Source organism: Methylomonas sp. HW2-6 (assembly GCF_052474525.1).
Map to the genome: position 1 here is coordinate 1,815,252 of NZ_CP184124.1, position 26,039 is coordinate 1,841,290.

The 26,039-nt window shown below is 57.9% G+C and carries 33 protein-coding genes; 7 read left to right on the top strand and 26 right to left on the bottom strand.

The window, feature by feature from the left end; translation table 11 throughout:
* Positions 1–134: 134 nt before the first annotated feature.
* Genes ACH518_RS09390 through ACH518_RS09410 form a run of 5 tightly spaced genes read right to left on the bottom strand, consistent with a single transcriptional unit; the run spans position 135 to position 5,181 of the window.
* On the bottom strand, positions 135–635 hold the full coding sequence (locus tag ACH518_RS09390) for a hydrogenase maturation protease (protein ID WP_445372694.1): 501 nt from the start codon (positions 633–635) through the stop codon (positions 135–137).
* On the bottom strand, positions 635–2,140 hold the full coding sequence (locus ACH518_RS09395) for a Ni/Fe hydrogenase subunit alpha (protein WP_445372695.1): 1,506 nt from the start codon (positions 2,138–2,140) through the stop codon (positions 635–637). Before ACH518_RS09395 ends, ACH518_RS09390 begins: the two co-directional genes overlap by 1 nt.
* Positions 2,141–2,152: 12 nt before the next feature.
* Entirely contained in the window at positions 2,153–2,692 is a 540-nt protein-coding gene (locus tag ACH518_RS09400; RefSeq protein ID WP_445372696.1) for an NADP oxidoreductase, read from the bottom strand.
* Complete coding sequence (locus ACH518_RS09405) at positions 2,682–3,398, bottom strand: 2Fe-2S iron-sulfur cluster-binding protein (RefSeq protein WP_445372697.1); 717 nt, start codon at positions 3,396–3,398, stop codon at positions 2,682–2,684. Before ACH518_RS09405 ends, ACH518_RS09400 begins: the two co-directional genes overlap by 11 nt.
* Before the next feature lies 1 nt (position 3,399).
* The gene (locus ACH518_RS09410; RefSeq protein ID WP_445372698.1) at positions 3,400–5,181 is read right to left on the bottom strand and encodes an NAD(P)H-dependent oxidoreductase subunit E; all 1,782 of its coding nucleotides are present in this window, start codon (positions 5,179–5,181) and stop codon (positions 3,400–3,402) included.
* A 272-nt stretch (positions 5,182–5,453) separates the two neighbouring features.
* On the opposite strand from ACH518_RS09410, the gene ACH518_RS09415 reads away from it, so the two are divergent.
* On the top strand, positions 5,454–5,786 hold the full coding sequence (locus tag ACH518_RS09415) for an SMR family transporter (RefSeq protein WP_140913083.1): 333 nt from the start codon (positions 5,454–5,456) through the stop codon (positions 5,784–5,786).
* Between the two features lie 27 nt (positions 5,787–5,813).
* Here ACH518_RS09415 and ACH518_RS09420 read toward each other — a convergent pair whose 3' ends face one another.
* The 3 genes from ACH518_RS09420 to ACH518_RS09430 all read right to left on the bottom strand — a co-directional run bounded on the left by ACH518_RS09420 (position 5,814) and on the right by ACH518_RS09430 (position 10,963).
* Positions 5,814–6,437, bottom strand: coding sequence for an inorganic pyrophosphatase (locus ACH518_RS09420; protein ID WP_140913084.1), 624 nt, complete (start codon positions 6,435–6,437; stop codon positions 5,814–5,816).
* A 122-nt stretch (positions 6,438–6,559) separates the two neighbouring features.
* Entirely contained in the window at positions 6,560–7,612 is a 1,053-nt protein-coding gene (locus tag ACH518_RS09425) for a hypothetical protein (protein WP_445372699.1), read from the bottom strand.
* 81 nt (positions 7,613–7,693) lie between these two features.
* Positions 7,694–10,963 carry an EAL domain-containing protein gene (locus ACH518_RS09430; RefSeq protein ID WP_445372989.1) on the bottom strand — a complete coding sequence of 1,090 codons (3,270 nt, stop codon included), beginning with the start codon at positions 10,961–10,963 and terminating at the stop codon, positions 7,694–7,696.
* A gap of 256 nt (positions 10,964–11,219) precedes the next feature.
* Here ACH518_RS09430 and ACH518_RS09435 point away from each other — a divergent pair, with 256 nt between their 5' ends.
* A complete protein-coding gene (locus tag ACH518_RS09435; protein WP_445372700.1) occupies positions 11,220–11,582 on the top strand; it encodes a hypothetical protein in 363 nt (120 codons plus the stop codon).
* Positions 11,583–11,597: 15 nt separating this feature from the next.
* Here ACH518_RS09435 and ACH518_RS09440 read toward each other — a convergent pair whose 3' ends face one another.
* The 14 genes from ACH518_RS09440 to ACH518_RS09505 all read right to left on the bottom strand — a co-directional run bounded on the left by ACH518_RS09440 (position 11,598) and on the right by ACH518_RS09505 (position 20,551).
* Complete coding sequence (locus ACH518_RS09440) at positions 11,598–12,119, bottom strand: phage virion morphogenesis protein (protein WP_445372701.1); 522 nt, start codon at positions 12,117–12,119, stop codon at positions 11,598–11,600.
* A 101-nt stretch (positions 12,120–12,220) separates the two neighbouring features.
* The gene (locus ACH518_RS09445; RefSeq protein WP_445372702.1) at positions 12,221–13,381 is read right to left on the bottom strand and encodes a PBECR2 nuclease fold domain-containing protein; all 1,161 of its coding nucleotides are present in this window, start codon (positions 13,379–13,381) and stop codon (positions 12,221–12,223) included.
* A 119-nt stretch (positions 13,382–13,500) separates the two neighbouring features.
* Complete coding sequence (locus tag ACH518_RS09450; RefSeq protein ID WP_445372703.1) at positions 13,501–13,809, bottom strand: hypothetical protein; 309 nt, start codon at positions 13,807–13,809, stop codon at positions 13,501–13,503.
* Positions 13,806–15,392 (bottom strand): DUF935 domain-containing protein, encoded by a 1,587-nt coding sequence (locus tag ACH518_RS09455; RefSeq protein ID WP_445372704.1) that lies wholly within the window; start codon positions 15,390–15,392, stop codon positions 13,806–13,808. Before ACH518_RS09455 ends, ACH518_RS09450 begins: the two co-directional genes overlap by 4 nt.
* Entirely contained in the window at positions 15,385–15,642 is a 258-nt protein-coding gene (locus ACH518_RS09460) for a hypothetical protein (protein ID WP_445372705.1), read from the bottom strand. Before ACH518_RS09460 ends, ACH518_RS09455 begins: the two co-directional genes overlap by 8 nt.
* On the bottom strand, positions 15,632–17,326 hold the full coding sequence (gene terL / locus ACH518_RS09465) for a phage terminase large subunit (RefSeq protein WP_445372706.1): 1,695 nt from the start codon (positions 17,324–17,326) through the stop codon (positions 15,632–15,634). Before terL ends, ACH518_RS09460 begins: the two co-directional genes overlap by 11 nt.
* A gap of 5 nt (positions 17,327–17,331) precedes the next feature.
* Positions 17,332–17,574, bottom strand: coding sequence for a hypothetical protein (locus tag ACH518_RS09470; protein WP_445372707.1), 243 nt, complete (start codon positions 17,572–17,574; stop codon positions 17,332–17,334).
* A 3-nt stretch (positions 17,575–17,577) separates the two neighbouring features.
* Positions 17,578–17,751 carry a hypothetical protein gene (locus tag ACH518_RS09475; protein WP_445372708.1) on the bottom strand — a complete coding sequence of 58 codons (174 nt, stop codon included), beginning with the start codon at positions 17,749–17,751 and terminating at the stop codon, positions 17,578–17,580.
* Between the two features lie 186 nt (positions 17,752–17,937).
* Positions 17,938–18,432 carry a DUF1804 family protein gene (locus tag ACH518_RS09480; RefSeq protein WP_445372709.1) on the bottom strand — a complete coding sequence of 165 codons (495 nt, stop codon included), beginning with the start codon at positions 18,430–18,432 and terminating at the stop codon, positions 17,938–17,940.
* A 3-nt stretch (positions 18,433–18,435) separates the two neighbouring features.
* Complete coding sequence (locus ACH518_RS09485; RefSeq protein WP_278211974.1) at positions 18,436–18,765, bottom strand: hypothetical protein; 330 nt, start codon at positions 18,763–18,765, stop codon at positions 18,436–18,438.
* Complete coding sequence (locus tag ACH518_RS09490; RefSeq protein WP_445372710.1) at positions 18,746–19,252, bottom strand: hypothetical protein; 507 nt, start codon at positions 19,250–19,252, stop codon at positions 18,746–18,748. The genes ACH518_RS09485 and ACH518_RS09490 overlap by 20 nt, the downstream gene beginning before the upstream one ends.
* Complete coding sequence (locus ACH518_RS09495) at positions 19,249–19,560, bottom strand: DUF4406 domain-containing protein (protein WP_140911049.1); 312 nt, start codon at positions 19,558–19,560, stop codon at positions 19,249–19,251. Before ACH518_RS09495 ends, ACH518_RS09490 begins: the two co-directional genes overlap by 4 nt.
* A complete protein-coding gene (locus ACH518_RS09500) occupies positions 19,557–20,210 on the bottom strand; it encodes a transglycosylase SLT domain-containing protein (protein WP_445372711.1) in 654 nt (217 codons plus the stop codon). The genes ACH518_RS09495 and ACH518_RS09500 overlap by 4 nt, the downstream gene beginning before the upstream one ends.
* The gene (locus ACH518_RS09505; RefSeq protein WP_445372712.1) at positions 20,210–20,551 is read right to left on the bottom strand and encodes a putative holin; all 342 of its coding nucleotides are present in this window, start codon (positions 20,549–20,551) and stop codon (positions 20,210–20,212) included. The genes ACH518_RS09500 and ACH518_RS09505 overlap by 1 nt, the downstream gene beginning before the upstream one ends.
* A gap of 160 nt (positions 20,552–20,711) precedes the next feature.
* On the opposite strand from ACH518_RS09505, the gene ACH518_RS09510 reads away from it, so the two are divergent.
* The 3 genes from ACH518_RS09510 (at position 20,712) to ACH518_RS09520 (ending at position 22,559) form a co-directional block, all read left to right on the top strand.
* Complete coding sequence (locus ACH518_RS09510) at positions 20,712–21,221, top strand: DUF7338 family protein (protein ID WP_445372713.1); 510 nt, start codon at positions 20,712–20,714, stop codon at positions 21,219–21,221.
* Positions 21,222–21,227: 6 nt separating this feature from the next.
* The gene (locus ACH518_RS09515; RefSeq protein ID WP_445372714.1) at positions 21,228–21,929 is read left to right on the top strand and encodes a DUF2786 domain-containing protein; all 702 of its coding nucleotides are present in this window, start codon (positions 21,228–21,230) and stop codon (positions 21,927–21,929) included.
* Between the two features lie 192 nt (positions 21,930–22,121).
* Positions 22,122–22,559 carry a hypothetical protein gene (locus tag ACH518_RS09520; RefSeq protein WP_445372715.1) on the top strand — a complete coding sequence of 146 codons (438 nt, stop codon included), beginning with the start codon at positions 22,122–22,124 and terminating at the stop codon, positions 22,557–22,559.
* Positions 22,560–22,817: 258 nt separating this feature from the next.
* Here the strand turns inward: ACH518_RS09520 and ACH518_RS09525 are convergent, their stop codons facing one another.
* The 4 genes from ACH518_RS09525 to ACH518_RS09540 are packed head-to-tail and all read right to left on the bottom strand — an operon-like array spanning position 22,818 to position 24,656.
* Complete coding sequence (locus tag ACH518_RS09525) at positions 22,818–23,216, bottom strand: PBECR2 nuclease fold domain-containing protein (protein ID WP_445372716.1); 399 nt, start codon at positions 23,214–23,216, stop codon at positions 22,818–22,820.
* 10 nt (positions 23,217–23,226) lie between these two features.
* Positions 23,227–23,718 carry an HNH endonuclease signature motif containing protein gene (locus tag ACH518_RS09530; RefSeq protein ID WP_445372717.1) on the bottom strand — a complete coding sequence of 164 codons (492 nt, stop codon included), beginning with the start codon at positions 23,716–23,718 and terminating at the stop codon, positions 23,227–23,229.
* A gap of 12 nt (positions 23,719–23,730) precedes the next feature.
* Positions 23,731–24,228 (bottom strand): hypothetical protein, encoded by a 498-nt coding sequence (locus ACH518_RS09535; protein ID WP_445372718.1) that lies wholly within the window; start codon positions 24,226–24,228, stop codon positions 23,731–23,733.
* Positions 24,225–24,656: a helix-turn-helix domain-containing protein gene (locus ACH518_RS09540; protein ID WP_445372719.1), complete on the bottom strand. Its 432-nt coding sequence runs from the start codon at positions 24,654–24,656 to the stop codon at positions 24,225–24,227. Before ACH518_RS09540 ends, ACH518_RS09535 begins: the two co-directional genes overlap by 4 nt.
* An 81-nt stretch (positions 24,657–24,737) precedes the next feature.
* On the opposite strand from ACH518_RS09540, the gene ACH518_RS09545 reads away from it, so the two are divergent.
* Both ACH518_RS09545 and ACH518_RS09550 read left to right on the top strand, forming a co-directional pair.
* Positions 24,738–24,944 carry a hypothetical protein gene (locus ACH518_RS09545; RefSeq protein ID WP_445372720.1) on the top strand — a complete coding sequence of 69 codons (207 nt, stop codon included), beginning with the start codon at positions 24,738–24,740 and terminating at the stop codon, positions 24,942–24,944.
* A gap of 115 nt (positions 24,945–25,059) precedes the next feature.
* The gene (locus ACH518_RS09550; RefSeq protein WP_445372721.1) at positions 25,060–26,019 is read left to right on the top strand and encodes a hypothetical protein; all 960 of its coding nucleotides are present in this window, start codon (positions 25,060–25,062) and stop codon (positions 26,017–26,019) included.
* The last annotated feature ends 20 nt before the right edge of the window (positions 26,020–26,039 follow it).

The window sequence follows — 26,039 nt, forward strand, 5'->3', positions numbered from 1 at the left end:
GTCGGATGTTGGCGGTTGCAAGGCGGACGTTGAATGAACGCAACGGTTAGGGGTTGCAGACGGCAAATATAGCCCGGCTTACAAATTCCGTTGCGTTTACACACGCCGATTTGCTGTCGCAGGATGGTTCCGCGCTATCCGTTGACGCTGGGCGTAACCGCAAGCTTTGCGGCGCAAGCGGCCATCTCAGTCGGCGCGCCCTGTAGCAGGTCCAGTGCAAAGCGGGTGGCCTGGGCCAGATTGGCCTGAGCGGCCGGGCTCAAGGCTTCGCCCAGTTCGAAACTGCGGCCGCCGATGCTGAGCAGGTAAGCTGGTGGCGGTTCGCCGTGGAGCGAGCGGTAAACGCCGAGCAATGCCGCCGGACTCAGCGCGTGGGTGGTATGGCTCAGGGCTGGTGCAGGCGTCAGCATGGTGAATTCGAAACTTGGCTCCCGAACCGACGCGTCGATGAAAATCACCAGTTGCCGGTCCTGCAAGTCCAGCGAGTGTTCGATCTGCAATTGAAAGTCGACGATGCATTCGACCAGGTCCGGATCGATATGCTCGGCCAGCGCCTCGAGCAATAACGGCCCCACGGCGTCGTCGCCCCGGCTGGGATTGCCGCAGGCCAGCAGCAAAACCGGTTTGGCCGCCATCAAACCGCGTCGCCGCGGGCGAATTCGCCGTTGCTGTGTCGAATCAAGCGATCGATGACTTGGCCGGCGGCATCGACCAATTCCACCTGCAACGGCATCTTGCCGACCGCATGCGTCGCGCAGGACAGGCAGGGATCGTAGGCGCGGATCGCCACTTCCAACTGGTTCAGCAGCGGTTCGGTCAATTCCCGGCCGGACAGGTATTCGGCGGCAACCTGGCGTACCGATTCGTTCATGCCGGTGTTGTTGCTGGTGGTGGAGACGATCAGATTGGCTTTGGTGACGATGTCGTTGTCGTCGACTTGATAATGGTGGAACAAGGTGCCGCGCGGCGCCTCGATCACGCCGATGCCTTGGTAACGCTTGCTGCCTTGGGCGACCAGATCGCTGCTGAGCAAATCCGGGTCGGCCAGCAATTGTTCGATGCTTTCGGCGCAGTGCAGCAGCTCGATCATGCGCGCCCAGTGGAAGGCCAGGGTACTGTGGACCAGCGCTTGGCCGGCGTGGTGATGTTTGAACTCGATCCGCGCCGCCTCGGCCAGCGGCGTGTCGATGAAATCGCAGTTGTTGACCCTGGCCAGCGGCCCGACCCGGTACCAGCCGTCGGCTTTGCCCAGAGCGGTTAGGTAGGGGAATTTCATATAGGTCCACGACCGCACTTCCTCGCGAATCAAATCCTGGTAGTCGCAGTAATCGTAATGGTCGAACAGGGTCGCGCCGTCGGCGTTTTTGGCGCGAATGCCGCCGTGGTAAAGCTCCAGCGCGCCGTTGGCTTTGACCAGCCCCAGGTAATTGCTGCGGATCGTGGCAAATTGGTCGTTAAACGGCCGGTTGGCGCTATGCAAGCGCTTGACCAAGGCCACCGCCGCCTGTGCCCAAGCCATAATCTGGCCGATGTCCTGCAACAAATAGTCGCGCTCCTCGCGGCTCAGCGCCTTGTTCATGCCGCCCGGAATCGCGCCGGTGCCGTGCACGCGCTTGCCGGATACCATGCGGATCACTTCCTGGCCGTATTTGCGCAGCTTGACGCCCTGCAAGCCGATCTCGGGATGGTCGGCCAGTACCGCGACGATGCTGCGCTGGCCGATCTCGCTGTCGAAGCCGAACAGCAAGTCCGGGCTGGACAGGTAAAAAAAGTGCAACGCATGCGATTGCAGAACTTGGCCGAAATGCAGCAGCCGGCGCAGTTTGTCGGCGGCGGGCGGCAGATCGGCCGGATCGATGCCGACCAACTGGTCGATGGCTTTGGCCGCCGCCAAGTGGTGGCTGACCGGGCAAATCCCGCACAGCCGTTGCACCAGCGCCGGCAGCTCCCAATAGGGCCGGCCCTGAATGAATTTCTCGAAGCCGCGAAACTCGACGATATGCAGTCGGGCCTGTTGCACCCGGTTCTGGTCATCCAGCAACAAGGTGACTTTGCCGTGGCCCTCGACCCGGGAGACCGGATCGACCGCGACCCGCTTCAGGCCGGCGGGGTTGGCGGCGGTTTCCAAATGTTCGTACATAAGGGTTCCTTATCAGTCGTAATGGACTAATTCATAAGGCAAGCTCGGTTCGCGGCCTTCGATCAGCGCGCTCAGGAAAGTCCAGAACACGTCGGCGGACGGCGGGCAGCCGGGCATGAAGTAATCGACCTTGACGATCTCGTGGATCGGATGCACTTTGTCCAGCAACAACGGCAACTCTGGATCGCTCGGGATTTGCGGGTTGTCCACGCCGATGCCGTCGCGGTAGGCTTCCAGCAAACAGGCCTCGACCGAAACGAAATTTCTTAACGCCGGCAGACCGCCGTTGATCGCGCAGGCGCCGACCGCGACCAGCACCTTGCAATTCTTGCGGAACTCGCGCAGTACGTGCACGTTCTCCGAATTGCAGACGCCGCCTTCGATCAGGCCGATGTCGCAGGGGCCGCAGTGTTCGATGTCGGTCAGCGGCGAGCGGTCGAATTCCACCACTTCCGCCAACACGGTAATCCGCTCGTCGATATCCAGAAACGACATGTGGCAGCCGAAGCAGCCGGCCAGCGAGGTGGTCGCGATTTTGATTTTAGGGCTCATGGTCAGCCTCCGCGGACAGCGCAACCTCGCTGATTTGGCGCTGGTCGTACAGGCGTTGGCCGATCGGCAACTGGTAGCCGCTACGCTTGATCAGAATCGCGCCGGTCGGGCAGACCTGGGTGGCTTGGTCGGCGACGCTGATGGCGCTGTCTTTCAGCTTGCCGCTGGCCGAATTGACGATCAAGCGTTTGTTGATACCGCGCCCGGCGATGGCGAACACGTTTTTGCCGTCTTTATCCCGGCTGGCCCGCACGCACAGATTGCAGAAAATGCAGCGGTTGTGGTCCAGCAAAATGTCCGGATGCGAAGCGTCCACTTCCCGCTGCGGGTAGAAAAGCGGGTAGTGGTTGTCCAGCATGCGCAAATGGTAGGCCACGCCTTGTAGTTGGCAATTGCCGGACTTTTCGCAGGACGGGCAGAAATGGTTACCTTCGACGAACAGCATCTGGGTCAGGCGCAACCGGTCCTGCTGCAGTTCCGGGGTATCGCTGACCACGTTCTGGCCGGCCGCCGCCGGATAGGTGCAGGCCGAGCATTTGCGGCCGTTGACGAACACTGTGCACAGCTTGCAACTGCCGTGCGGCGCGTAGCCCGGCTTGTGGCACAGGTGAGGAATGTAGACGCCGGCACAACGCGCGGCTTCGATCACGCTTTGCCCTTCCGCGAACGGAATGGTCTTGCCGTCTATGGTCAGCGTGCCGCTCATGTCAATTCTCCACTTGGTTCAAATGCGCAGCGGCATCGTCGCGCTGCGCCAGGCGGCGGGCCGCCGCCAAGGTCGCGTCCAGATCGAAGCCGGGCGCGAATTCCCTGGCTTGCAATTGTTGCAGGTAGAGCTCCGGATAACTCAGCAGCGTGGTCAATATCGGATTGGCGGCCGACTCGCCCAAGCCGCAGTGGCTATTGTTTTTGACCACTTCGCATAAGGCGCTGAGCTGTTCCAGGTCTTCGGTGGCGCCGTGGCCGTCGGCAATTTTTGCCAACTGGTTTTTCAGCAGCGAAGTGCCGACCCGGCACGGGGTACAGAAGCCGCAACTCTCGTGGGCGAAAAAGTCGATAAAGTTTTGGGCGATGGCGAAAAGGTTGCGCGAGCGGTTGAACACCATGAACGAACCTGCCGTCGATAGATCTTCGAACGCCAGGACCCGGTCCAGTTCCCGGTTCGAGATAAAAGTGCCGGACGGGCCGCCGACTTGCACGCCCATCACTTCGTCGGCGCCGCAATCCAGCAGAATCTGGCGCACCGGGGTGCCGAACGGGTATTCGTAAATTCCCGGCCGCCGGCAGTCGCCGCTGATGCTGAGTAGTTTGGTGCCGGTCGACTGCGGCGTGCCGACGTCGGCAAACCACTGTCCGCCTTGAATGGCGATGTGGGTGGCGGCAAAAAAGGTTTCGACGTTGTCGACTACGGTCGGTTTGCGCTGGTAGCCGCACACCACCGAATTCGGCGGCTTGGTGCGCGGGATGCCGGGCTTGCCTTCCAGCGATTCGATTTGGGCCGAAGCCTCGCCGCAAATGTAGGCGCCGGCGCCCATGCGGATTTCGATGTCGAAATCGAAGTCTTCCCGGCCCAAGATCGCCTTGCCGAGCAAGCCTTGCTCGCGCCGGGCCTGCAGCACCGCCAGCAGCTTGTCGCGCAGGAACAGGTATTCCGCCCGCAGGTAGACCAGGCCGTGGCTGGAGCCGATGATCGCGGCGCAGACGGTCATGCCTTCGAAAACCTGATCGGCGTATAGGTCGAGCAACATGCGGTCTTTGAAGGTGCCCGGCTCGCCTTCGTCGGCGTTGCAAATCACATAGCGCGGCGTCGCCGCTTGCTGCGAGCAGGTGCGCCACTTCAACGCGGTTTTAAAGCCGGCGCCGCCGCGGCCGCGCAAATTCGATAGGTCGACTTCGGCCAGGGTCTCGGCCAGCCCGCGGGCGAACGTGGTCTGCAACGCCTCGCCGCTGCTGAACGGCTGCTTCAACAGCAAGTCCGCGCGGTAAATCGGTTCGTCGACCTGAAATAAGTCTGCGGGCCAGTCCGCCAGCGGCACTTGCTGTTCGATCAACGCCGCTAGCGTGTCGATTTTGGCCGGGGTCAGACGCGGCAGCGGATAGCCGTTGACCAGCCCGGCCGGGCCCTGGTCGCACATGCCGGTGCAGGAAGTGCGGTTCAGGCTGACCAGACCGTCGCCGCGCACGCTGCCGACTTGGACTTGCAAGCGTGCGGCCAGCGCGTCCAGCACTTGCCGGTTGCCGAGCATGCGGTCGGTAATCGAGTCGGAGACCAGCAGATCGTAGCGGCCTTGCGGCGTCAGATGCAGGAAGCTGTAAAACTCGGCGACCGCGATGATTTGCGTGCGCGGAATTTGCAAACTCGCAGCTATCTGCGCTATGGCCGGCTCCGGAATGTGGCGGAATTCGGCTTGCACCGCCCGCAAAATTTCCAGCAATCGGGCCGGCTGAAATTCGGCCTGGGTCAGAACCTTGTCTACAAAAGTCTTCATGGTCTGTTTTTTCTTCCTGTTAGCGGCAATCGCGGTCGAAACGAGTCTGCCAAATCAAGGCCGGGTCCGGCGCCGCGGCAAGCGGGCGTTAGCCCAGGCTGGCCCGACGGACAATTTATCGAAATTGGCGACATTAATAAACCACCGAATTCGGCAATAGACTGTATGCCGGTTCAGCACTGCTGCGGCCTTGGTCGGCCGATTCGGCGTTGACCGGGCAAGCCGATTCGGGCTAATAATGTCGGGGTCGTTCCATAAACAGGCAGGTGGATATGAATCCGTGGTTGTTATTAGCCGTGGCAATCGGCAGCGAGGTGGTGGCGACTTCGGCGCTGAAAGCCAGCGACGGCTTTACCCGGCTTTGGCCGGCGCTGATCGTGGTGGCCGGTTACGCGGTGTCGTTCTTTTTTATGGCGCTGGCTTTGCGCTATATCCCGATCGGCATCGTCTACTCGGTCTGGGCCGGAGTCGGCATCGTTTTGATCGCGTCGGTGGGTTGGCTGTTGTTCGGCCAGCAACTGGATGTTCCGGCGCTGGCCGGCATGTTTCTGATCGTGTCCGGCGTGGTGGTGATCCGGGTGTTTTCCAAAGCCGCCGCCCTGTAGTCGCCAAAAAAAGGTGCCGGACCCGGACTACTCGTCGTCCTGGCAACCGAAGTGGTATTGGTAATCGGCCATGGCCCGTTTTATCACTTCATGCGCTTCTTCGCGGTTGTAAACGTGGGTGATTTCGCAGACGTTCTTCTCGCTGGGCAGATGTTTGTAGGTCAAAAAATAATGTTTCAGCCGATTGATGTAGGAATCCGGGCAGTCCGAAACATCGCGCCATTGCCGGTAAAACTCGTCGCCCTTCATCACCGCAATGATCTTGTCGTCGGCCTCGCCGCCGTCCAGCAGCCGGAAACCGCCGATCGGGATCGCTTGCAGCAGGATGTCGCCGTGGGTCACGCTACGTTCGCTCAATACGCAAATATCCAGCGGGTCGCCGTCGCCCTTGGTCACGTCACGGCCGGAACGGCTGGCGGCGAATTCGGCGATGCGTTCCGCACAATAACTGCGCGGAATGAAACCGTATAAAGTCGGAATCATGTTGGAAAACTTCTGCGGCCGGTCGATCTTCAGATAACCGCTGTCTTTATCGATTTCGTATTTGACCGTGTCCGACGGCACGATCTCGATGAAGGCCGTGACGATGTCCGGCGCATTGTCGCCGGGATGGATGCCGTGCCAGGGGTGTGCTTTGTGTTTAATATTCATCAGGGTTTTAGGGCTGGGGAGGAAACTGGTTACCGGCTTGGTTTACCAGGGCCGGGATGATGTGCAAGGCTGGCGGGGGCGGCGGCATGCCGGTCGCCGCCAATCGACCGGCGTCGTCATGATTATTCTGCCGCCACGGTCGCCGGTTTGCGTTTCAAATCTTTGTTCAGACGCTGCAGGCGTTTGACCATCTCCTTTTTCATTTGCTCGCGGCCGATCGAGTGTTTCAGGCTGCTACCCATGCCGGCGACCTGGTCGGTGGAACTGCGGATCGAATAGAACACCAGCGTACCGTCTTTATAGGGCAAACCGCCGGCGACGACCTGGCTGGAGTTGTAGGAGTGGCCGACGTAAAACTGGCGGGACAGGATGATACCGCCGGCATCGCCGACTGAGATTAGCCTATGATTCAGAATCGCGGTGGGCCGGTCTTCCACCCGCCGATTCAACCAAATGAATTGCTCGGTCGTGTTGGCAGGTAATGCGGCCGGATAAGTCAACCAGGCTTGCTGCAATTCCGGAAAGTAGCGGGCCCAGGCTTTGCTGTTGACGGCGTCGGTGCGCAACTCGGCGGCGGGGTCGGCGCTGCCGCCGTCGCGGATGTAGGCGGCGATGCCGTTCAGGCCGTTTTTTTTGTACGCCAGCAGGCGCTGCAGCAAGAACTCGCGGTAGGTCTGGTTGGCGGTTTTCAACAGGGTCTTGTCGTCGGCGTCTTCCAGTTGGGCTTGCAGGCTGTTCAGGCGGTCCAGCTCGGCTTTGGACAGGTTGAATTCGTCGCCGGCTTCGGCGGCCAGAAAGGCCTTGGCTTCGTCCAGTTGTTTGTCGGTGAAGGCGAATTTTTTAAAGCTGTCGCTGCTCGGATTCGGGCCCAGCGTCGCGCTGGCCAGAATGTCGCTTTCGATCGCATTCATATTGCCCTTCTTGATGTAATCGGCAATCTGCGCCAACGGCACCGGCAATACCATTGCCACCCCTATCGCCAACTCCTTTTGGCTGGTTTCGCTGACGTCGTAGCCGACAATCTCGCCGCGGTCCAACTGGGCGATTTGCTCGGCGCCGATGCCGAAGTTTTGCAGAGCTTGCAGCGGCGAAGGCGCCTCCTGAGCTGTGGCCGGCGCGGCGGCCATTACGCAGCTCAACAGCAGTGCTGCGGCGAATGGGATCTTGATCGGCATACAGGCTCCTTTGCAGCGGGGCGCCGGATTGGCCCCGGTTTCGACCCTAAGTGTCGGCCATCAGCCGCCGTTTGACAACCGTCAATCGCGTTCGGGCTCGCCGTCGGCCGATCTGTTAGCGGCGGAATCGCCGTCGGCGGCGGCTTGGGCCTCGATCAGGTTGCTACCGAACAAGTCGGCAAATTTTTCCGCCGGTAACGGCTTGGAGAACAGATGGCCCTGGCCGTAATCGCAACCGGCGGCCCGCAACAGCTGCATTTGCTGCCGGGTTTCGATGCCCTCGGCCACGACTTTCAGGCCCAATTTGTGGGCCATGACAATGATCGCTTCGCACAATGCCAGATCGCTGGCGTCAAACCCCAGATTGCGGACGAAGCTTCGGTCGATTTTCAGGTAATCGATGTCGAATTTTTTCAAATACGACAGCGACGAATAGCCGGTACCGAAATCGTCGATCGCAACCTGGATCCCGGCATCGCGGTAGGCGTACAAGTGGTCGCGGATCACGTTGTCGGCATCCAGCAACAGACCTTCGGTGATCTCGATCACGATGGCCTGCCCGGCCAGACCCAGCGATTGCAAGTAAGCCAGCCACTCGCTGTCGACTCGGTTATGGCGGGCGAACTGGACCGGCGATTTGTTGATGCTGATTTTGAAATCCGGCGCGTGGCTGGCGCGCCAGCGGGCGATTTGCTGGGCCGCCACCCGGAACACCCAGTCACCGATGTCGACGATCAGGCCGGTTTCCTCAGCCAGCGGTACGAACTCGGCCGGACTGACTCTGCCGCGCTTCGGATGGCGCCAGCGCAACAACGCTTCGGCTTTATGCATGGCGCCGGTGGTCAGGTCCACGACCGGCTGGTAATGCAGTTCCAATTCGCCGTTGACCAAAGCTTGGCGCAGATCGTTGGTCAGTCGCATGCGGTTTTGCGCGACTTGTTCCATCTCGGCGGTAAAGTAACTGTAGCGGTTGCGGCCTTGCTGCTTGGCGCTATACATGGCCTGATCGGCGTTTTTCATCAACTGCTCGGCGGCGGTGGCATCCTGCGGATACAGGGTGATGCCGATACTGACCGAGATATACGCGAGTTCGGCGTCCAAGCGGAACGGCTCGCTGAGACTGTGCAGAATGGCCTGCGCCACCCGGTCGGTGTCGGCCTGCGATTCCAGTTCGCCGAGGATGATGGTGAATTCGTCGCCGCCCAGGCGGGCCACGGTGTCGGCTTGGCGAACGCAATCGAGCAGGCGTTTGGCCGCTTCCTTCAATAATACGTCGCCCATACCGTGGCCCAGCGTATCGTTGACTTCCTTGAATCGGTCCAGATCCAGTAGCATTACCGCCAAGCCTGTGCGGTCGCGTGCCGATTTTTTGATCTCCTGGTTCAGCCGGTCCTGAAACATGCGGCGGTTGGCCAGATCGGTCAGCGGATCGAAATTGGCCTGGCGCCAGATGGCCTGTTCCACGTGTTTTTGTTCGGTAATTTCGGAGAACATGGCCACGCGGCGTTCCAGCTCGCCGTTTTCGTTATAGATACTGTTGATCACCAGCCACTCGTGGTAAATCTCGCCGTTTTTGCGTTTGTTCCAAATTTCGCCTTGCCAGTGGCCGGTCTGCAGCAACGAATGCCACATATGCTGGTAGAAGTCGGGGCTGTGGCGGCCGGATTTCAAAATATCGGTGGTTTTGCCGATCACTTCCTCTTCACGGTAACCGGTCAGGCGGGTAAAGGCGTCGTTTATGGCGATAATCCGATTGTTGGCGTCGGCGACCATCACCGCTTCGCCGATGGCTTGGTGGATCATCGCCATCAATTGCATTTCCCGTTCCAGGCGTTTGCGTTCGCTAACGTCGTGCACCGATACCAATACGGTGTGTTGATTGTTGATCTCGAGCGGGTTCAGACTGATTTCCACCGGAAACTGGCTGCCGTCGGCACGCAGTGCCGCTAGCGAGCGGTTGGCGCTCATCGGCCTGGCTACGTCATCCCGCATGAAACGCTCGCGCAACGCGGCGTGGTTCAGGCTGGCCGGAAACGGCACCAAATCGTCGACGTTACGGCCGATCAGGACCTCGCGCGCATAACCGAAAACCGTTGCCGCCGGTTGATTGGCCAGCAGAATGCTGCCGCTGGCTGCGACCAGTAGCGCCGCTTCCGGCGCGCCGGCGACGATTTTTTCCAATTGTTGCCATTGCAGTAGCTTACGTTTGGAAATATCGGTGTGAGTGCCGATCATCCGCAGGGCCTCGCCGTTGGCGTCGCGTTCGATGACCAGGCCGCGACTCAAGATCCAGCGCCAGTCGCCGTCGACTTTGATTCGGTGTTCGTTACTGAAACGTGGGTTCAGATTATTCAGATGGGCCTGCAAATCGGCCATCAGTTTCGGGCTGTCTTCCGGATGGATGCTGGCTTTCCAATGCCGGTAGTTATTGCGGGCGTCGAGTTCGTCGAAATTGAGGATTTCCATGCAGCGCGGCGATAGAAACACTTGGCCGCTGGCCAGGTCCCAGTCCCAGACCCCGTCGCCGCCGCTTTCCAAGGCGAATTTCCAACGCCGCTCGCTTTCTTGCAGCCGTTTTTCGGCCGCCTTGCGCTCGCTGATGTCGGTGCAAATGCCGCAGACTGCGTAGATGTCGCCGCCGGGGGTGCGTAGCGGGAACTTATGCGCCAAGTAGGTTCGGAGCGTACCGTCCCGGTGCGGGACTTGTTCTTCGAAGATCATGGGCTGCCCGGCCTCTAATACCATGCGGTCGTTGCCGCTCAGGCTGGCGGCAATCTCGGCCGGGAACAGGTCGGCATCGAAATGGCCGCGCACCTCGTCTTCGTTCAGGCCGAATATTGCAGCTAATTGCCGGTTGACCATTTGGTAGGCGCCGTCCGGGGTTTTCGTGAAAATCATCGTCGGCGTATGGTCCAGAATGCTCTGGAACCGGGCTTCCGATGTGGATAGCGATTGGCCGAACTGGATTTGCGTCGACTCGTCCTTCACCAGTTCGATTACCCCGACGATGCGGTCGTCGGCGTCGCGCAACGGTGTCTGCACCGAACCGAGCCAACGACCGTCCACGCTCTGGAACGGGGCGTGGTAGACGGTTTCTCCTTTCAGGGCGCGCTTGATCCCGGCCGGGACCTCGGTTGCCGCCAGCCAGGGAAATTTTTCCAGCGGTGTCCGGCCCAAACAGTCGTCTTCGCCGATGCCGGTCAGGGTCTGCATAAAACGGTTCCATAGCTGGTAGCGGCCATCAGCATCGTAGACCACCACGCCTTGTTGCACCGACTCCAGAATCTGCCGGTTAAACGCGCTCAGCGATTTGGCGGCCAGCTCCGCGCGTTTGTGGTTTTCGACGGCCAGGGAGTAGGGAGGGGGTGGAAACGGGACGGGTTAACTAACCCCATTTCGCCCGGAAACCCCCGAAAACACTAGATTCTCACCGAAACATCAAAAATCTTGAATTCCGGACAAAATCGGGCTCAATTGTAGGAAATATCCCGAGAATATCGGCATAAATTAGCCGCGTAATACGGGTATTTTCCCCCGGTTTTCGCTTGAAAACCTGCCGCAACAGAGCGTCAATACCGTCAACACAACACAACGACGGAGAGAAACAATGGCGCAAATCATCCCTCAAACACACAATACCGAATGGGGCTTTTGGGGCACTTTAGATGGGCATACCGACCCGGCCGCCGCATGGCCCATAGCGGTCGAAAAAATTGCCAATGCCACCCATCAGCCATTCGAAACCATCCAACCCTTTTTAGACAGCCGGTACGGCCGACAATTTGGCGATACCGTCCTAAACCATCTTTTACTAAAGCCCGACCTAACCGATGCGATCGCCGCCGCCGTCGACCAATGGATGAATTGGAAGATCAGCAAAATGACCTCGAAAGAATACGGCATACCGAAAGGCGTGCCATATCTAACCGGCTTCGTTATCCATTGTGAAGTCATCGAATACGCCGATTAAATCCCCTTCAAACGATCATCGAACCCGGTTTAAAACCCGGGTGAGATGATCGATCGTCACATGCTCCACCAAATTCTTGTCGCTCTCCGGAAAGCCCAGCAACTCCCGTTTGGGTAAGCCTGGATGATTCACCCGCCGCCGCACAATCCCCCCAAACGCCAACGCTTGCTTATTTCGCGGCCGAATCACATAGGGATCGGTACCGCCGTGGTGAATTGCCGCTAGCTTGGCATCCCTGGCACCGTCAAACCCCAAAATCAACGTATTCGCCGACACCTGATAATTCAAACTCGCCAACATCCGCCCGGTTTTTTTCAGCGGTCCACCTTTGCGCTTGCCCTCAGCCAACGTCATCGTAGACAGCGGCTTCCACGCCTTACCCTCCGGATCGACACCTTTTTCATGCCGCTTTCGATTAACCCGCAACAACGACTCGCCGATACTGCCCAGCATCTCCTCCGGTGTTGCAATCTCACGCCTGGCCGCTTCCAAAATATGATCCAAGTGACTGGTATCAAACTCGATCTCAAATTGCATAATCGTTCATCGCCTATATAATAAGTATCATGGTGACGGAGCTGCGGTTCTGCATGGCCCTCAAACCCGATCCTGCTGCCAAGTTTGTGCAGAAGCTTGGCTCAATCACCCTTCTTGAACACCAAGCGGCCGTTGCGCTGCTTATCGAAATACTCCTCGCGTAAATCCTCTGTCGGCTGATTCGTCATAAACGTTGTCGAACCCGTCCAGCCATTGCTGCCCCACTCAAATACCGTCACGGCATAGGTTTTCTCGCCATCGACCGTGAATGCGCGCAGATAACGCCGCTTGAGCCGCCACTTACCTTTTTCGTGATGATCTTTAACCCATAGCCACCAGATTTCATCCGGCTCAATCAAGGCCATCGCCATCAAATTGATATACCGCAACCGTTCGGCTTTGCGTTCGCTGGCCAGCCATTTGAAATCGCCTTTGCCGTCTTGAAATAGCGCCTTGGTAATCGCCAAGGTACTGCCAGCCGCATCGGTAAATGCCACGCCTTGATCCATCGTCGCCCCAAAAATATCCAGATATTCAGCTACGGCTTCTTCCGGAACGGCGCCCGGAGGATTAATGATCTTGGATGAAACATTTGTCGCCTTTGATTTGCCCGGCTTTACAAAATCCGTTGGCCATGGCTTATCGCGCTGTTTCAACACCGCGTCGTAACCCGTCAACGGCGGCACCGTCAGCGGTTCCAGATACGCCTTGCCGGGGTTATACGCAAAGCCGGGGTCGATCCCTTTCGGCACTCGTACAGTGCGCGGCGACGCACCTTTGCTGCCGACCGTCTTTTCTTCCCATTCGAGTACCAAATTATCAGGCCCGGACATACCCTTGGCAGTCCACAACTGCTCCGCCTCCCATTGCGACAACGAATTCCAGCGACATTTGCAGCCCCAACCGTTCTGCGGTGAAATGACGTCAACTACTGGATCATCAACCGAAAAAATCAGACCATCCCAGGCCTTATGCTCCAGGCGCGGATGCTCAATGGAGGTATGGTCATACTCTAAATAAGGCCGCAAGTGTTTAACAGCCTGTATTTGCTGCCACCGTCCCGCGTTGTACGATTGATTGATATTGGTGTCGTAGATGATTTTGCTCCGCCAGCCGGCGGAACCGTTATAACTCCAGCCGTGCTTGGCCACGATATCGTCAAACCGCCCGCGAAAATCCTCATACCCGCCGCCGTTCTGCTTGGCGTCGAAAATCGCGTTATAGAAGTCTTCGACCAGCGCATCGTGGGCGGCGCCGGCCACGACAAACGCATGGCTATGCTGTTGTTCCCAAATATCGGTCCAACTGGCGGTTGGCAGCTGGATTTTGGCTTTGTAAAAGTCGATGGCCTCATTAAACGGCAGCTTGGCCGGCGAATCGGTCACAACGGTATCTCCCACAGTGCCAGTTGGCCCTTGGTGCGGATCACTCTGCCGCCGTAAGGCACTTTGCGGCCGATCTTGCGCCAGCAATGCACCAACTCAAACCCGGCCGCGGCTAATTCGGCTTTCAAATCGGCGATATCGCCGCGACTGAGTTTACGTTGCGACAAATCCGCCGACAGCAGCACCGTATCCGGCCCGATTTTGTCCAATTTCACGACGGATACGAACGGCGCCGCATCCTCGAAGCGCTTGCCGGGATCGAACGTCCGCGCCACGCCCTGCGTCCATTCGATATGCACACTCATTTTGCACCGCCGATATCGCCGCGCCCGGCCATATGCGCCGCCGCCATCCCCAACTGCAACGATCCAGCCCAAGCTTTACTGTCCAGATTCAGCGCCTCAATGCCGGCAATCGCCTCATCAAACGACCCCGCTGCCGCCACCACCGCCGCAATCTGCTGAATCGCCGCCTCTTCGTGCGGCATGCATAGCGCTGCCAATTGCTGGCTGTAATTGCCGACGATATCACCGTCTTGTTGTTGCCTGGCCAGCGCCGCCAGACGGGACAACGCCGCCCCGGCCGGACTCGGCGCCGCAGCACGGCCCGCCGTCGTCAAAATCTTTGCCTGATCGCCTGCGCGCGGAATCTGCAACGCCCGGTGTGCCCAATCGACATCGATTTCCATGCCCAACGCCGCACCTTTCTCCAACACCTCCACCATCGCCTTTTGGTCCACTTCGTCGGACGTGTCGTAGCAAAATTCCGGGATGCGATCTTCAGCAAACATCCCGTTCAACAGCACAATCGGCCGGACGATATCGCGGTTGACGGTCGGTTGAATCTGCTGCACGTCGTGCAGCATGATTTCGCGCCGCACCTTGTCATGAATCGCACCCAGCGCATTGGTACTGGTCTTGCCGTCGGCCTGGCTGGTCAACGTCCCGCCCAGGATGGCCATCGATTGCTTGCGCTCCCAATACTGGATCGCGTTTAAAAAATCGGTGACATTGCCGGTCGAGCTTTGGGTGACGAAATCGATGGTCATGGTGCTGGGCACGATGCCGGCGCCGTCGTTGCCAATATTGCGCACCGCGCGCAATAACTGGTCGCGTTCGGTCTTGCCAATGCCGGCCGGATACTTACCCAAGCGCAGCGGCATGCCGTACACTTCCAGGAATCGCTGCATGTCGCGCACGTTGTAGGCTTTGTAGGCATAAGTCCACGCCAGGACCCGGAACAGCGCGGCCTGCTCGATGTAGCCCGACTTCGCCCGGTGCTCGTGAATCACCCAGCCCCACTCGCGTAGCGACTCCGGCATGCCGTTTTTGCGGTACATCAACTCGCCGCTTTTGATATCGATTTGAAACTCCCGCTGCGGCACCCAATGCAAGGCCGCCGGCACCCATTCCGCGCCGGTGCGCCACTGAATCTCTTGTGCCGCCAAACCTTTACCGATCGCATCCGTTAAATCGAACAGCACGTCGGAAAAGCTTTGGTATTTTCGCTGCCCGGAATCGTCAACGCCTTTGATCTGGCACAGCATGTCTTTCAGCTCTTTTGCCCGATCGATCTCGGCCTGAGTGGCATCGTCTTTCGGATGCAAGTCCCAGTTCAACCCGGTCACCGCGCGGCGGCGCTTGGCCAGCTCGGAGAAAATATGCGCGTCCTGCTCTTCGACCAACTCGAACAGCGTCGCCTGATCGGTGATGTAACCCTGGTCGGCCTGGGCAAAGGCGTTCGCCAGCCGGGTCGGGTCCAGCGTGTTGACGCTGTTGTAATTCATCGGCGTGCTTTGCGTGGAGCGAGCGCCGGCTTGCAGCACTTGCAGACCTTTTTTACTGACACCCGCCAGCGCGGCCAGGGCGGCTTTGGCTTGTTTAATCATTGGTCATATCCTCATCGCATCCATCAAACCAATCGGTGCCGTACCATTCGATTGACAAATCCTCATGTACATACGACGTCGAATCGTCTGCTAAAACCCAAAAAGCCCAGCCGCACTTACCTTTCGCCGAGTCTTCAGAACCATCTTCGATCAGACTGAATGGCGGAACAATGCCGTCGAATATCTCCGCTAGAAATTCTGAGATAACGTTAATCGCGGCAACTTCGGTCGGTCTTCTTTTAGTCATCATCCCAATCCTCATCATAATCAGCACTCCGACGGCTGGTAGACCGGCGTTTGCCGCGTCCGCCGCCCGCCGGGGTGTATTCAAATTCGCCGCCAAACTGTTTGGCGATCTGCCACAGCATTTCCAGCGCATCCGGGCCGTCGTCGTGAGTGGCCTCGGGCCAGAACTTCAATTGCTCGGTCATGGTTGACTGATTCCGATGTAACCGAATCAGGCCATTATTAACGTATGGCTGCAAACTGATAATCCGCAGCGCTTTGTCAGTATCCGGCTGCACCGGAATTCCCGGAAATGCAATAGAACGGCGCGCCGCCTCTTTTATTAACTGTGTATGCAGAAAAAATTGAAACTGCACAGTTTCTACCGCCCACGCCAGGCATTGATACTCAATCTGATAGTCAATTGCTCTGGTAATGATTAACTCTGGAACCCGCTTGCAGATATCGGCTTCCACCACGTCCAGCGTCATCTTCTTGCGGTCCAAACCACCGACCAGAATCGCCGACGGGTCGCCCTTGACCGTGCCTTTCTTGCCCAATGACGGGTCTATCGAACCGAAAAACACCCAATCCGCCAACCGGTTAACCCAAAACTGAATATCCTTAAACGGCGCGTTTTCATCGTTGCCGGCCTCGTTTTGCTGTTCCTGGCTGAAGGCGTCGTGATTAATCGCCCGCATGCACATCAACCGGTACAGCGGCCGTACCTCCGGCCAACTGACCACCGCGCCGGCATCCATTTCCGCCTTGTTGGCTTCGTAAAACGCCAGCGCCTCGGCTTCGAACCGTTCCTTTTCATCGTCGTCGCCGCTGCGGGTGTACAGCGCTTCCCACTGGTCCCAAAGGTCCATCCGGTCCGGCCATTTCAAAATCGACCGAAACACCTTCCGCCGCCAGCCCGGCGCGCGGCTGACACGGTTGATCGCCGCGTCATAATGCAAACTGGTACCCACCCAAAACACATCCATGCCGCCGCCCGGTCCGGCCAAACCCAGCACCGCGCTTAAAACGTACTTCTGCACCTTGTCGCGCTGGCCTTTGTCGCGGACGTTCTCGTCGTTTTCCAGATCGTCCAGGAAGATCAGGTCCGGCCGGTGCGGTCCGTGTTTCATCCCGCGCACTTTTTTGCCTGTGCCGCCGATGCGAATCTTGCGATTATTGGCGGTGATGGCCGTCGTCGCCTGCCACACCCGACCGCGTCCGCACGCCTCCGGAAAGTCCATCATCAAGCGCGGATTGGTATCCAACTCCGCCTTGATGCTTTCCAGCATCTCCGCCGCCTGTTCCTCGGTGTTCATGATGATGCCGATCATGTGCTTGCGGCCGGTGACGATGCACCACAAGCTGCCGAGCTGGGTTTCGTAGGTCGATTTCGCCTCGCCCCGTGGCGCTTGATGCACCTCGCGGGCGTCGGCGGCACCGTCGATCACTTGCGGGAAGCGCAGAAAGATGAACTCGTGAAACTGGCTGAAATGCGGCGTCGGCACATAGTGCGGGAAATAGGTTTTGCAGAAATAGCCGTAGTCGTTCCAGGCCCGTTCTCGCCGCTCGCGGCTCGCCGCCGGATCGGTGGCAAACGCCTCGCACTCCAGCTCTATCTGCTGGCGGATTTGCTCGCCGAGAACGGCCAGCTCTTTTTCGAACTCGCGCCAATTGCGAACTTCTTGGATGTCGATGGATTCAGACATGGCGTTCAATTAGCCTTCGTGACTTTCCAAGGAGTAGTCGATACCTTTTCAGATATGTAATCCGTCGTACCTTGCATCCTGGCAACCGCATCGGCATGACCAACAACCGCCACCATGCCAATACCGCATATGCTCGCCAACTTCATTAGCACATTGGCAACATCCTCTTCGGTTTGGCAATGGCAGGCGTTGACATAATCGGTCATGGCCTGCTTGGCTAAGATTTCCGCTTCGGCCGCAGTAATCATGGACTATCCCAACTTCGCCCGAACCAGACAGTCTTTAGCCTCCAGCAGCTTGCGCAATCCGGCGCTTTTTTCCGCGCCATCCGGCAACGATTCATCCATCTGCCTGGCTAAATCGCCGATGGGTTTGCTGATTTCCTGCAAATGCTCCGGCAGGTGTTCGTAGTTAAAATATTTCATGATTGGCGACATACACACCTCGCGTTATTGTCATTGGATTGGCGGGTTACGCTATCGCTAACCCGCCCTACATTTTTTGAATTTTGTTGAGTCATCGCACAGCCGCAGCCATCGCAAAATGCCCACCCCTCTTCCATGGTGTAAGCGTCTGACTGTTTCTCGCAAACTGGAGTCGTGCATACCCAATCACCCATACCTCTTCCCCAACACCGCCCCAATCTCCTCAATATGCGGCTGCAAGGCCCGCAACGCTTGCGGGTCGCGCTTTTGCAACAAATCCACCACGGTTTTCAATGTATCCAGCGCCACGCTCAGCCCGCTAAACTGCGGATTGATGCGCGAAAAGGCCTTGGCGAACTTGGCATGGGCGTCGGCCAGCTGCGACAGCACGCCGGCTTTTTCATGGGCCGGAATCGGCGAATTGTCCAGCTCACGCGTCGTGGTCAACACCAGCCGGGCAAAATCCTCGATCATGTTCTTGTTCAGCTCGTCGATGCCTTGCTCGCTGATGCGATAGGCCGCCCGCGCCGTATCCCAATCGTCGCCGCGTTCCTTGCCCAGCCGCTTCCACTCGCGCGCCGTGTCGTAGCTGACATTGCAGCAAGCGGCAGCGGCCGTCAGCGCCATGCCCTCCACGTACATGCGGCGGACGTTGGCCCGTGTTTCCGGCGTGTGGGCCATGTGCTAGACCACTCGCTTCAAAATCTCGACCAGCCCGGCTACCAGCGCGCCGCTGGCACCGCCACCCAAGGCGCCCAGCTTGGCCACCTTCTCGATGATGCGTTTGTCCTCGCTTTGCAGCTCGCCGATCTTGGTTTCCACCGCATCCAACCGACCGGACAACCGATCTTCCAGACGCTCGATGCGCTTGTTGCTGGTGTCTTCCAGCCGGCGCATGTCCTCGCGCAAATGTTCAATGCTGGCCAGTACCGCCGCATGCATGGCGCGGATTTCGCCGGTCAAGTGGCCAATCTGTTGGGCCAGCGCGGCTTCGTTATTGTTCTGTTCGGTCATCGGGACGTCCTTCTTCGTAATCGATCAATGCGCCGAGCCGGGCTCGGCAGGTTTCGTATTGGCCTTGGGCGTTGCCGATCCAGCCGGCGACGTCGGTATCGGTGGCAATGGCGGCACTCTCTGCAACAGATGCGCCGGCGGTTTCGGACACGGTTGGATCGTCACGCGGGGCGCGGTTGAGCAGGCGGACAGCAGCATCGCCAAGACAAGCGCGACCAGTAGTAACTTTAGAAACGGCACGGGTCACCTCCAGGGTGCGTAGGTTTAAATCGGATTCGGTGTGCGCCAACCGGTTGGACAGCGCATCGCCGCGGACTTGCTCGTCGACAAACCGGCGGTGGTAAATTTGCGCGGATGCCGCCACAGCCTTGGCCTGGCTGGCTTCCATGATTGCAATCCGTTCGCCCATCGCGGCTCCGGTCACATAGACGCCGCCGCCCAGGCCGCAGATCAGGCCGGCCAAGCCGGCTATCGCTAATGGATTCATGCGTCCTCCGCCAATAGATCGCCCACCATACGGATGGGCATGGATAATTGCGTCGCCACTTCATGCTCCAGCTGGGCGCCGCGCGATTGCTCCCAATTCGGTAAAAACACGGCCATGTCGCAGGTCAACATCTGCCGAATGGATAGCCGCATATACTCACGCCAACTGTTGCCCTCGGGCACCGGATTCTCGGCCGGGTTTTCCACGTGGTAACCCTTGGCGCGCAGCTTTTCGGCGGTTGCGTTGAACAGCGGGTAATTGAAGTCAGCGATGCCGGACATCGGGCCGGCGAGATAAATGCGAGTCATGGCGTAACCTCCCCGCCCCAAGCGGAGTAGAGAGGTTGCAGAGTAAATAGAATGCGCCGGGGATAACCCAGGTTTTCGGCGCAATGCACGGCCGCGCGGCTGGCCGATCCGCAAGCGCGGTCCACCTCCGCGCGCTGATAGCTGCCGGCGTTTTTAGCCTCGTTCAACCAATGTCCCAGGCCGCCGTTGTAACTGCGCAATGCTGCCCAATGCCGGTCGAAATCAGAATCACCCGATACCCGTTGATACAGCCAGCGGTCATACCCCACCAAGGCACGCATCGACCAAACCGGATTGGCCGGCTGGCAATCCTCGGCCGGCGGGCGCTGCACCTGGCACCACCACACCGCCGTGGCCGGCATGAACTGTGCCATGCCCCTGGCGCCGACGCGGGACACCGCCTCCGGCCGCCAGCCACTCTCTTGATGGATTTGTGCGGCAAACGCCGCCACCGGCGCAGCCAATCCCCATTCGGCATGGGCGATGCGCGTCAGATCGGACCGGTAAGCGATAGCGGCGCGCGGTACGATAGGTGCGGCCTGGGCCGGACCGGACAGCAAATGCACGCCCATCAATATCACCAGAATGCCGCCGAACAACGCCAGCAATTCGCGGGCGATGTCGGCCAAATGTAAGCTGCGGCGTGCCATTACGCCCCCAAGCCCACGGCCAACATCGCGGCGGCCACGATCAGCGCCCGGCGGATCATTGCGAGGGCAAAGACCAGGTGATAGCCCTCGTTGACGCGGATATCGGCATCATTTTTGTTGGCCAGAGGCTTGTAGCGGTTATGAAAGTGTTCGGCCAAATACCCATCCGGCCGCGCATACGGAAACAACGACCGGTCCAGGTAATAACCCACCACGCCGGCCGTCGTCACCAAGCTCACTTTGAACACGGCCACGCCGATCTGCTGCGGATACAGCAGCGCAATCACGACCAACAGCAGCAGGCTTATGCCCGCCCACACAGACAATCTCGGTAATTTCATCTCAGTCTCCTGCGTTAATGACGATTCAAAAACGAATCAAATGCAGGGTGAAATTTACGCGCGCGCGCGAAGGCCGGTCAGGCTGGAAACGTTTCCAGGGTAAGCAACGGCAGGCCGCCGGCGTATCGTTCGCCGCGTCTTAACCCAACAGGAAACTCCGATGACACTCACACGCAGAATCATGCAATGGCTGCTGTACCTGCCGCTGCATTTGCTGGTCGCCGTTGCCCGCTACCCGCTGGCGCCCATTGCCGTGGCGTCTTTTACCACCAACGACAAACGCTTTTTGCTGTTCCCATTCACGTGGCTGGAAACCATCGACAACGATCTGTCCGGCGACGACGGCTGGCGCACCGAGCATATCCGGCCCGGCAGCGACCCGCTCAGCCTCTGGAACCGTATCCGCTGGCTGTGGCGCAACGGCGGCAACCGAGTTAACTACATGGTGCTGGGATGTCCGGACGATCCGAACTTTCGCGCTGATTGGAGCAACATGCAGGACCGCGAGGCGTTCTGGATACGCGATGACGGCTATTGGATGATCAGAGGCCATATCCCGATCGGCCGCAAATACCTGTATCTGTTTGTCGGCTGGTCGTTATTCGGGCCGCTATGCGCGCGCTGTAAGTTCACCTGCACCATCCGGATCAAAGCCAATAAGCCGGGGTAATGCGTGATGACGCCTGACGACTTGAAAAAAATCGCAAACAAAATCGCCAAATGTCTGGCCCTGGCGAGTAGCGACAACCCGGCGGAAGCCGAAGCCGCGAAACGCCAGGCCGATGCTTTGATGCAGAAGTACAACCTCACCAGTGGTGACGTGGCCGCGGCCAATGTCCATGACGAAACGGTCGATACCGGTGCCGCCTTTAAGTTGCCGCCCTATCTGGGCGATCTGTCCGTCATTATTGCCAAGGCCTTTGGCTGCGGCGTGGTCTGCGAGTTGGGTTTCATCAATATCCATACCCAGGTGCGTTTTTTTGGGCTGGGTATCAAGCCGGAGCTGGCCGCGTACACCTACGATGTGTTGCGCCGCCATGTGCAGCGCGACCGCGCGGCATTCAACGCCGGCCAGAGCAGCCGCCTGAAACGCCCAACGAAAATCAGGCGCGCCGACTTGTTCTGCCAGGCCTGGGTTAATCGCATCGCCAAGCAGGTCAACGAATTCGCCGGTAATGAAGCCGAGCGACAAGCCATTGCCGCCTTCAAGCAGCAAAAGTACGGAGACATGTTGAGCGACGATACACGGCCCGGCGCATCCACCAAGCACGGCAACGACTGGCAAGCCAGCGCCGCCGGCTACCAAGCGGCGGCCGACGTGTCATTGCATAAACCGGTGCAGGCTAGGCGCGGCGCGTTGTTGGGGGTGTCGCCATGAAAGCCGGCGTGCTGTTTCGCTGGGGTAGCGTGTGGATCGGCGCGCATTGGTCGCCGTACAACAAGCGCCTTTGCCTCAACGTCCTGCCGTGCGTGACTGTTTGGATTGTGTTTCCGGGAGGGAATCCGCCATGACACATACCTGGCGCTGGCGCAAATGGCTGCCGGACCGCTCGGTGCGCAGGGTCGCAATATGAACGCGCTGCTACATCGCGAAAACGGATTCGACCGGCTGTCGGTGGAAGACGCCTACGTCTTCGGATTTTTTACACCCCCAACCCTCAATCTAAAACCCTTACCCATTTCCGATCCGGATCATCCGTTTTTGCTACCGGGCGATATGTTGAGCGCAATCGGCGGCGAAAGGCGCTCGGCCGGCTTCAAGCAGATCGAGTTTATCAATAGTTGGATGGAGTATTGCGGTTCGGTCAAATTTGGCGATTTCGAGTTGCTCTGTTTCGACTATTACCTACGCGGAGAGTACAAGCCGTTGCAGTTTCATCATCGGGATTCATTGCACTACGCCGCCGCGTATTACGGCTGGCTACGCATGTCCGTCGACGAATGGTTTGTCTCCAATACGGCCGGCGCCGGCCGGATCATTGAAACAAAGCGCGTAGTGCTGCTATGACCTGGCAGGAACGAGCCGACCGCAACTACCAGCGCATCCAGGCGTTTTACGAGAGCAAGGGCGGGACGAAATGGCACGAAGTCACCGCAGACCCCAGGGTTTTCAATCGAGTTTGGCGGCATATGCTTGGATTGCCAAAAGGCGATGATCCGCCGCCAATCGATAGGAGATAAATTATGTTAGAAAAGCCAATCCAAGGCGTTAAAGTTCAACTGCTGCCTTTGGGAGTTCTTGGTGCTGAAGAATTCCTAGCGACGTTTAATGTTGATATGCGGAATATTCGCAAGCCCCTTTCCTTATTTCTTCGTCGATTCTATCCATGACATTTTCTTGGCTTCCAAGTAATAGCCCAACCGTTTCAAGTTCCCACCTGGTGTTATAGGTAAATCCCATTACAGCTGCGCCGAAATTTTCGTCGATATCGGTTTCCGTTAGGTCGAGATACTGTATATAAAAGCGAGACCAATTCCATTTACCTTTGACCGCTTTATCTTCACGCATGGCCTTCCATATTTCATGCGGATTTTGAATAGTATCCGCTAATACTCGGGAAAATCTCCGCTGCTCCGGCGACATAGCCATAAGTAAACCCGCAATTTGTTCTTGCGAGAAGTAAACAAAAACTCCAGTTACATCACGATACTCAATTTGAGCCATTGGCTACCGGTCAACTGCAATATGAGTGGTCCACATATTGTTTTTTGCCGCTACCGTTGTACGTGTAGCAGCCGCCACGAGGACCGATGTGATAATTACCGCTGCCGGTCGGTGCGCTGGGTGCGTTGCCGCCATATCCGGAGCCACCGGTCGAATGCTTGCCTGTTGTCGATTTCCGCTTGCTAAAAAAGCCGGATGATGAACGGCGACCTCTAACATCCATAAGCCCAGGACAATCGGAACGCTCCCATTTATCTTTGGCTTTTGCGTCGGCCGTGGTTTGCCATTGCATATTTGTTGGTGCATCTGCGCCGCCGCAGGCCAATGGTTCTATGTGATCAATCACATAACCGGGGCATGCGCCTTTAGTATTGCCATTGGTGGGGCAAGGATGCGCCTGTTTAAAATCCCTAATTGCTGTTTGGCTTCGGGCTTGGGCAGCTTCGGCACTGCCGATTATGAAAGAAATTACAGTTACGATAGTCAGGATAGTCCGTTTCATAAAAATTCCGTTTTAGTCCAATTTGCCAAATTTAGTATTTTCAGCAATCTCCGCCGCAAAGTGGCTGGCATGTTGTTTCGCAGTTTCCAGTAAATCGGGCTCCAGTTTGCCGCAGTAGATTTCGGCATTGCTCGCGTCGCCGATACCTAAATGTTTGCTGCCTGAGTTCAGCACGACCAAATACCATGCGCACGCCAAAACCGGATTTTTCTGTTGGCCATGATAGGGCTGTGCGGCAAACCCGTAAGCTATATTGCGTTGCGCCTGGTAATTGCCTCGCAGTGCCAACTGCATAACTTGACCGAAATTGTCCGGGTCGGTTTGGTCAACCCCATAAGGGTAACCGTCTGGCACAGGCGTAGAAGTTGCATCGGGTTGGGATGCCAGTTGAGTGGCGGGTGCAGTTGTTGGCAAATAGTCGGCTTGTTCTTTGGTAGCCATGTAGGCGATGGCGGCAATACCTATTACGAGGCCGCCTAGGACTTCATACCATTTCAGATCGATATTCATATTCCATTACCCTCGCCGGCAAAGCCTTCGCTATGCACAGCACTCGAATGAGTACCCAGCCCTAAACCTGAGATCGGGAGCTCCGGGTACTGAGCCAAAGAGTTTGCCCGGTCGACCGCTCTGCCGGTCTCTGCCAAAAGTTTGCTGACACCCAATTGCACGTCGTGCGCGCTATGCCGGTAATTATCCAGCAGCGCAACCTCCATTGGTGTCACCGCCGCATTCTGTATACGTTTACCGGTCAATAAATAGGCAATATCCACCCCGATTTCGGCAATGGCCGCCAGGTAATTCGAGTCCGGACAACGTTCCCCTTTCTCATAATTGAATTGTGCTTGTTTGCGCACGCCGCCGATTTCACCGAATGCACTTTGACTCAGTTGCAGCCGATCCCGCTCTTCCTTCAATCGATCACCAAAATTACTCATACGGATACCAAAAAAGAGTTGACAGTTACTCGAACGAGTAACACAATGTATGCAACTGAATTACATTGTGGAGATTAACACATGTCTGCATTGCTGGACAGAGACGCGGTTCTGCATGCGCTGCGTAAGCGCGGATCGAACTTGACCAAATGGGCGGAAGCCGAGGGGCACGGCTATCGCAATGCCTCCAACGTACTACGCGGCGTCAGCCGGGCTCATTTCGGCCAAGGCCGGGAAATTTTTCAAAAACTCAAAAAACTAGAAGCGGAGGGATTAGCAGATGGCTGATCAAGAAATCGATCTGGGGATTGGCGCGTTGAGGGTTGGCACCAGCGAGTTAGACGGGGGCCTTCCATCGATATCCACGTTTATTGATGGAGTAGAGGTTGACTCTGAGACGCTAGTGCGACGCGGCGCACTCAATAATCAGTTAGCCGCATGCCTAGACGAATTTGGCATTGCCGGCTTGTCTTCCGAAGAACTCTTTCAGACTGGCATTGAAGAGCTCAATCGCAGCGTTTGGCATTCCTGCCGCGCCGGATTTGCGTTTTGGGCCACTCAAGAGTCAATAAAAAGCACTGCCAGCGCACTGGAAGGTGACAATGAAGAGCGAGTGCGACGCGGCGCACTGGGTACTTTTATCGAATGGATTGACGCCGCCGGCATGCCGAAAGAGCGGGTTTACGAGGCAATTCGTATCGCCAAGTTCTTTAGCCGTCTACCGACATCCAAGCGCGCACAAATGCTCAAGCTGGGCAAAAAGCCGGTGCTGCTGCTGGCAAAAATGCCGCAAGAAGTCATCGATCAGGTCGCGGAAAACGGCAAGGACATTCTCGACGAAGCCGAAACAATGACCTACGACCAACTGCGCGATTTGCTGAAAGCCGCCGAGCGGCGCAATCAGCAATTGAACGCCGAGGTCGAGCACCGCGACGCGGTTATCAACAAGTTCAAACAGCGCGACAACCGCGACTACCAGTTCCACTGGAAAACCCACACCGTCCGCGAAGAGTGCTTGGCGTACCAAGCCGAATGCGAAGTGGCGTTAAACAGCCTGCAAGCGGTGTTTAACGAGCAGATGAACGATATGGAAGTGGCCGAGAAAGAGCTGCGGATCGAGCAGCTGTGGGTAACCGCCAACGTCATCGCCGCCCGCGCCGCTACGGTGATGGAGCATATCCGCCTAAATAGCTTGGTCGATCTGCCGAACACTATCACCAGCAAGCACATGCTGACCGACGACGAGGCGCAGCGCTGGCTGCTGGATTACCCGTTGATTGAGCGCAAGCACGAAGCGGCCAAAGCCAAGCGCGAAGACGCCCGGCCCAACCGGCCAGGCCGGCCGAGCAAAAAGGACAAATAGAGGGCATGAGCCATGCGCCG